General features: G+C 61.3%; 5 protein-coding genes. 4 read left to right on the forward strand and 1 reads right to left on the reverse strand.

Features of this window, described 5'->3' with window-relative positions; translation table 11 throughout:
- From VGY55_06705 to VGY55_06720, 4 genes are all read left to right on the forward strand, one after another.
- Nucleotides 1–1,421, forward strand: a 1,421-nt coding sequence (locus VGY55_06705; GenBank protein HEV2969662.1) for a DUF1549 and DUF1553 domain-containing protein, incomplete at its 5' end; no start/stop codon positions are given.
- A gap of 2 nt (nucleotides 1,422–1,423) precedes the next feature.
- On the forward strand, nucleotides 1,424–1,639 hold the full coding sequence (locus VGY55_06710; GenBank protein ID HEV2969663.1) for a hypothetical protein: 216 nt from the start codon (nucleotides 1,424–1,426) through the stop codon (nucleotides 1,637–1,639).
- A gap of 107 nt (nucleotides 1,640–1,746) precedes the next feature.
- Complete coding sequence (locus tag VGY55_06715; GenBank protein HEV2969664.1) at nucleotides 1,747–3,192, forward strand: DUF1501 domain-containing protein; 1,446 nt, start codon at nucleotides 1,747–1,749, stop codon at nucleotides 3,190–3,192.
- 282 nt (nucleotides 3,193–3,474) lie between these two features.
- Nucleotides 3,475–3,945 carry a DinB family protein gene (locus VGY55_06720; protein ID HEV2969665.1) on the forward strand — a complete coding sequence of 157 codons (471 nt, stop codon included), beginning with the start codon at nucleotides 3,475–3,477 and terminating at the stop codon, nucleotides 3,943–3,945.
- A 71-nt stretch (nucleotides 3,946–4,016) separates the two neighbouring features.
- Here VGY55_06720 and VGY55_06725 read toward each other — a convergent pair whose 3' ends face one another.
- Nucleotides 4,017–5,255, reverse strand: a complete 1,239-nt coding sequence (locus VGY55_06725; protein ID HEV2969666.1) for an acetylxylan esterase — start codon at nucleotides 5,253–5,255, stop codon at nucleotides 4,017–4,019.
- Between the last annotated feature and the right edge of the window lie 543 nt (nucleotides 5,256–5,798).

The following is a 5,798-nucleotide window of genomic DNA, read 5'->3' on the forward strand; positions in this document are numbered from 1 at the left end:
CCTCGCCGCGCTACGGCGAGCGCTGGGGGCGCTATTGGCTCGACGTTGCCCGCTACGCCGACACCAAGGGCTACGTGTTCACGGAAGAGCGGAAGTATCCGTATGCCTATGTCTATCGCGATTGGGTGATTCAGGCGTTCAACGACGACTTGCCGTACGACAAGTTTCTCATCGATCAGATCGCGGCCGACCGCTTGCCGGCCAATGACAACGGCTCGCTGGCGGCGATGGGCTTCTTGACGGTCGGGCGGCGGTTTCTGAACAGCCGGCCAGACATTATCGACGATCGGCTCGACGTGATCAGCCGGGGCACGATGGGGCTCACCGTCACGTGCGCCCGCTGCCATAACCACAAATTCGATCCAATCCCGACCGAGGACTACTATTCGCTGTACGGCGTGCTGGCCAGTTCCGTGGAGAAGACGGTTCCGCTTGCGCCGCAATCGCCCGAGCAGGCGATGGTGCTGGAAGACTCGCCGACGCCGGACAATCCACATGTTTTCATTCGCGGTAATTCGGGGAACCCCGGCCCCGCGGTACCGCGGCAGTTTCTGGCAGTGCTGTCGGGGTCGGAGCGGAAGCCGTTCGAGCAAGGGAGCGGGCGATTGGAACTGGCCGAGCGGATCGCGTCGGCCGACAACCCGCTCACGGCCCGCGTGCTCGTGAATCGGATCTGGCTGCATCATTTCGGCGAGGGACTGGTGCGCACGCCGAGCGATTTCGGCCTGCGCAGCGATCCGCCGACGCACCCCGAGCTGCTCGATTATCTGGCGGCGCGCTTTGTGCAGGAGGGCTGGTCGATCAAGAAACTGCATCGGCTTATCATGCTCTCGAGCGCGTATCAACAATCGAGCAACGGTTCGGCGGAGGGGCAGACGAGCGATCCCGAGAACCGGCTGCTCTGGAAGATGAACCGCCGGCGGCTGGACTTCGAGGCGACGCGAGATTCGCTTCTGGCGGCTGGCGGCGATATGGATTTCAAGATCGGCGGGCCATCAATCGATCTCTTGGCACAGCCGTTCTCCCGGCGGCGGAGCGTTTACGGATTCATTGATCGGCAGAACTTGCCGGGGCTGTTTCGCACCTTCGACCTGGCCACACCGGATACGACCAGCCCGCAGCGCCACACCACGACCGTGCCGCAGCAGGCGCTATATCTGATGAACAGCCCGTTTGTCGTCGAGCAGGCGCAGCGGTTGGCGAAGCGGCCGGAGATCGCGACGGTTGCCGCTCCGGCGGAGCGCGTGCAGCGGCTTTATGCGACTCTTTTCGGTCGCCCGGCGACTGCGGAAGAAGTGTCGCTCGCGGCGCAGTTCCTCGCGTCGAAGGACGCGGCCCCCGAAGGGCCGAACAAACTGAATCCGTGGGAGCGCTATGTGCAAGCGTTGTTGATGACTAATGAATTTGTGTACATTGATTGATCGTGGATCCGAAGCCGCAGCCAAATCATCGAGAATACATCAAGGCGCTGCGGGCGATGACGCCCGAGCAGCGGCTTCAGCAGGCATTCGATCTAACGGAGATGGTGGGTAGTTTGTTCCGGCAGGGTCTACGCGAGCGCTTTCCCGATTTGCCGGAGGATAAGTTTCACGAGCTTTATTTGGAGCGGTTGGAAAAGTGTCACAACCGGAACTATTGACGACTGGATCCAGCGTATCTCAACGAATGGACAGACCATTTGCAGGTTCGCCCGTTGTGGGAGCGATTGCAGAACGAAGCGATGCCGCTGGAGTGAGGATCCAAAGCATGCCGACGAATGAACTTGTCAATCGCGTCTCGCGCCGCGAGATGCTTTGCCGCTGCGGCATGGGATTCGGAGCGGTGGCGTTGGCCGATCTGATGGGCCAAGCCGGGCTGCTCGCCAACCAGGCGATGGCCGCGGAGGGAGTCAATCCGCTGTTGCCGAAACTGCCGCCGCTGCCGGCCACGGCGAAGCGGGTGATTCACCTGTTCTTTAACGGCGGTTCGTCGCACGTCGACACGTTTGACCCCAAGCCGGCATTAGCGAAATATGCCGGCAAGGAATTGCCCACGCCGAATCTGCCGACCGAGCGGAAGACCGGGGCCGCGTTTCCTTCGCCGTTCAAGTTCCAGAAATACGGCCGGAGCGGGATCGAGGTGAGCGAGATCTTTCCGCACGTCGCAAGCTGCGTCGATGACATCTGCTTCGTGCGCTCGATGCACGCCGACGTGCCGAATCACGAGCCGTCGCTGTTGCTGATGAATTGCGGCGAGGCCCGGCTGATCCGCCCCAGCGTCGGTTCGTGGCTGACCTACGGCTTGGGGACGGAGAACCAGAACCTGCCCGCCTTCATCGCGATGTGCCCCGGCGGCTACCCGATTCAGGAATCGCAGAATTGGCAGGCCGGCTTTCTGCCCGGCATCTATCAGGGAACTTACATCAACAGCCAGAACGAAGACATCGAGAAGCTCGTCGAGCATGTGCGGAACAACTATTCGTCCCCCGGCCAGCAGCGGCGGCAGATCGACCTCGTCCAATCGCTCAATCGGCTACACGAGCAGCAGCGCGGCGAGGATCCGCAGCTTGAGGCCCGCGTGCAATCGTTCGAGTTGGCCTATCGAATGCAATCCGAGGTGGCCGACGCCTTCGACACCAGCCGCGAGCCGCAGCACATCCGCGAGATGTATGGTCCCGGCGTGCAGGCCCGGCAGATTCTCGTCGCCCGGCGGCTCGTCGAGCGGGGCGTGCGGTTCGTTCAGGTTTGGCACGGCGAGGGTCAGCCGTGGGACAGCCACGATGATCTCGACGCGAACCATCGGCGGCTGGCCAAGGAGTGCGATCAGGCGATCGGAGCCTTGCTCAAGGATCTCAAACAGCGCGGCCTCTTGGACGAGACGCTCGTGATCTGCGGCGGCGAATTCGGCCGGACGCCGACCGTCGAGCTGCCCAAGCAGGGCTCGAACCAAGGAAAGGTTAACGGCCGCGATCATAATCACTACGGTTTCACCGTTTGGATGGCCGGCGGCGGCGTGAAGGGGGGCTATGTTCACGGGGCGACCGACGAATTCGGCTTCAAAGCGATCGAGAAGCCGGTACACGTTCACGACCTGCACGCCACGATGCTGCGGCTCTTGGGATTCGACCACGAAAAGTTCACCTATCGCTACGCCGGCCGCGATTTTAGGCTGACTGACGTGCATGGGCATGTCGTGCAGGAATTAATTGCGTGAAAGACATGGGGCGACGGCCGGCGGAGAGGACATTAGGTCGGACAATTGGAAAAGGCTATCGTCTCCGAAAGCGGCCGCTAGAAGGCCGAAATCGAACGGCGTCTCGGGGGACTTCATGTACGTATCTTTCGGTGGACTGAGGAATGCGTTGACGGCTACGGAACGGTCGCAGAATTCTGGGAGTTAGTGTCACGTGGCACGACGATAACGGACACCGTCGAAAGGGCTGAGGAGTTGGCTCGCGACGCGCTCCGTGCCAGGGAATCTTCGCCCCAGCAACACATGAACGACCCACTCGTCGAACGTTACGCACACGGCGCTGATGCGCTCGGAAATGCGATCGCCGGTCTCACACGCGAGGAATTGAACGCTCTTCCCGTGCCGGGCACTTGGAGCATTCAGCAGATCGTGCTGCACTTAATGGATAGCGATCTGATCTCATCGGACCGGATGAAGCGCGTGATCGCCGAGGAGAATCCGACGTTGATCGGGTTCGACGAATCAGCTTTCGCCCGCGGGCTGTTTTATGAGGCGCTCGACGCCGGTCTGGCGGCCGATCTGTTTGCCAAGAATCGGCGGCTGACTGCCGAGATTCTTCGTCGCGTGCCCGACGAGGCGTTCGACCGCTTTGGCACGCACAGCGAGCGCGGCCGTGTGACGCTAACGCAGCTCGTGCAGGGGATGGTCGATCATCTCGAGCGTCATCTTCGGTTCCTGCGCGAAAAGCGCCGGCTGCTCGGCAAGCCGCTGTGAGGGTGAGAGCGCCTGACAAATCGGGCTGGGAGAAGGGGACAGTCCCCGCCCGATTTGCTTGGCGCGCTAAATCATTTCTTCACGCGAAACGCGGCGTCGGCGAAATCGAGGAACACGTCCCAATAGGCGCGGTCGGTCATGTGTTTCGCATCGCGGATGTAATAGCCTAGCCGATTGCCGATTCGCTTGCCGTCTTCGGCCGCCGCATCAGCAGGAATCCCCTCAACTCCGAATAGCCGGTACACCGGGTCGGCCGCCTTGAGCACCTCCAATTGGCCGGACGGATTGGCCCATTGGTCCTGCTCGCCGCAGGTGAAGAGCACCGGCCGCGGGGCACAGAGCGCCACGAGGCAGTTCTGGTCGAACGGCAGCTTCTCCTCCTGCCCGCCGAATTCCTTGAATGGGGCGTCGAACCAATGGGGGAAGCTCTGGTTGATTCTCGTCACCGATTCGGCCTTGGGATTCTTCGACCGGCTCGGTCCCGAACCGCCGCAGCCGGCTTGATGCGGAATGACCACGGCGATCCGCTCGTCGAACGCGCCGGCCAGAATCGCCGCTTTGCCATTGCGCGAATGACCGAAGATGACGATCCGCTTGCGATCCACGTCGTGGTCGGTCACCAGATAATCGACCGCGCGCTCTAATCCCCAAGCCCAAGCGGCGATCGCGCCCCAATCGGTCGGGCCATGCTCGGTTTGCCCCGGCTTGCGGAAGAAGGGAAACACACCGTCCGCGAAGCCGGAGTGATCGGGCGCGACGTCGCCATAATAAAAGGTCGCCAGCGCGAAGCCCCGATCGATCAGATGCTCGACTTCCCAACTGGTTGCGCCCTTGCCGCGGCCGGCATCCGTCGCCCGGTTATTTTCGACTCCCGGCCCATTCGGCAGCCAACCCTGCGGCAGCGCGATCCGCTGGTCGTCGAGCACCGTATGGTTGCCGGCGAAATTCAGCCCGAGCACGACCGGCGGCGCCCGATTGCGTTCGCGATGATTGGGCACGAACAACACCAGATCGATCGTCGGGCAATCGGGCGGACCAAACGCGATCTTCACCTGCTTCATCGTCGCCTTGCCGCCCAGACAATCGCGATCCGTCCGCCAAACGCCGGATGTGATCTGCGGCGCCGGCGGCATCTCGCCATACATATAGTGCTGAAACAGCGCCTTCAACTCCGGCTTCCGCCGCTCATTCCATTGCTCTACCGTCGTGACCCGCGTACCATCGAGCATCACTAGCGGATCGGGCATCTCCGCCCGCGCCGGCAGTTTATCGACTTCCGGAAATTCGTCCGCTCGTGCAAACGTCGGCATGATGCACCCGCTCACCAGAAAGATGTACATTGTTGGATGAAATCGTCGGATCGACCGGCGGACAAATCCAGTCATCAGCAAGGCGGTCGCCGAGATCAGCAAAGCGATTAGGATCGCAGCGCGGCAATAAAGAGCGAGCCATCCGCCGACGAGGACCATTGCCCATCCTAAGTAAGTGCATCGCCCAGGTTGCCGTTTTTCAGGCCTCAAACAAGTCCAAGGAAACCGAAGGATGCAGTGCCGAGAATCGCAAGCGGAATTGCGCCCACTACGAAAACAACCAGGGCCGAGGTGAGCCCGCCGATATAGACCCGATATCGAGTCACCTCTGCGTCGAGGATAAACGAAGCGCGACTCTCGGAGTGAGTGCCGATTGTCTGAATCCGCTTTCGGCAGGATTTCCTCTCAGAACGTGTTTGAAAAGGTCTTGATCGTCGCGGAAATAAGCAGTATTTACACGCAGCGTTTGAAACTGGAGGAACTTTTCTCGCTTCGGAGCACCTGGCATGGAAGCCGTCTATCCCACGGATTTGAGCGATGAGC

This window comes from Pirellulales bacterium, from assembly GCA_035939775.1.
Classification (GTDB): Bacteria; Planctomycetota; Planctomycetia; order Pirellulales; family DATAWG01; genus DASZFO01.

Excerpts from the sequence above, each read along its gene's own strand:
- VGY55_06715 (HEV2969664.1), top strand. The coding sequence starts at position 1,747 with ATGCCGACGAATGAACTTGTCAATCGCGTCTCGCGCCGCGAGATGCTT.
- VGY55_06720 (HEV2969665.1), top strand. The coding sequence starts at position 3,475 with ATGAACGACCCACTCGTCGAACGTTACGCACACGGCGCTGATGCGCTC.
- VGY55_06725 (HEV2969666.1), bottom strand. The coding sequence starts at position 5,255 with ATGCCGACGTTTGCACGAGCGGACGAATTTCCGGAAGTCGATAAACTG.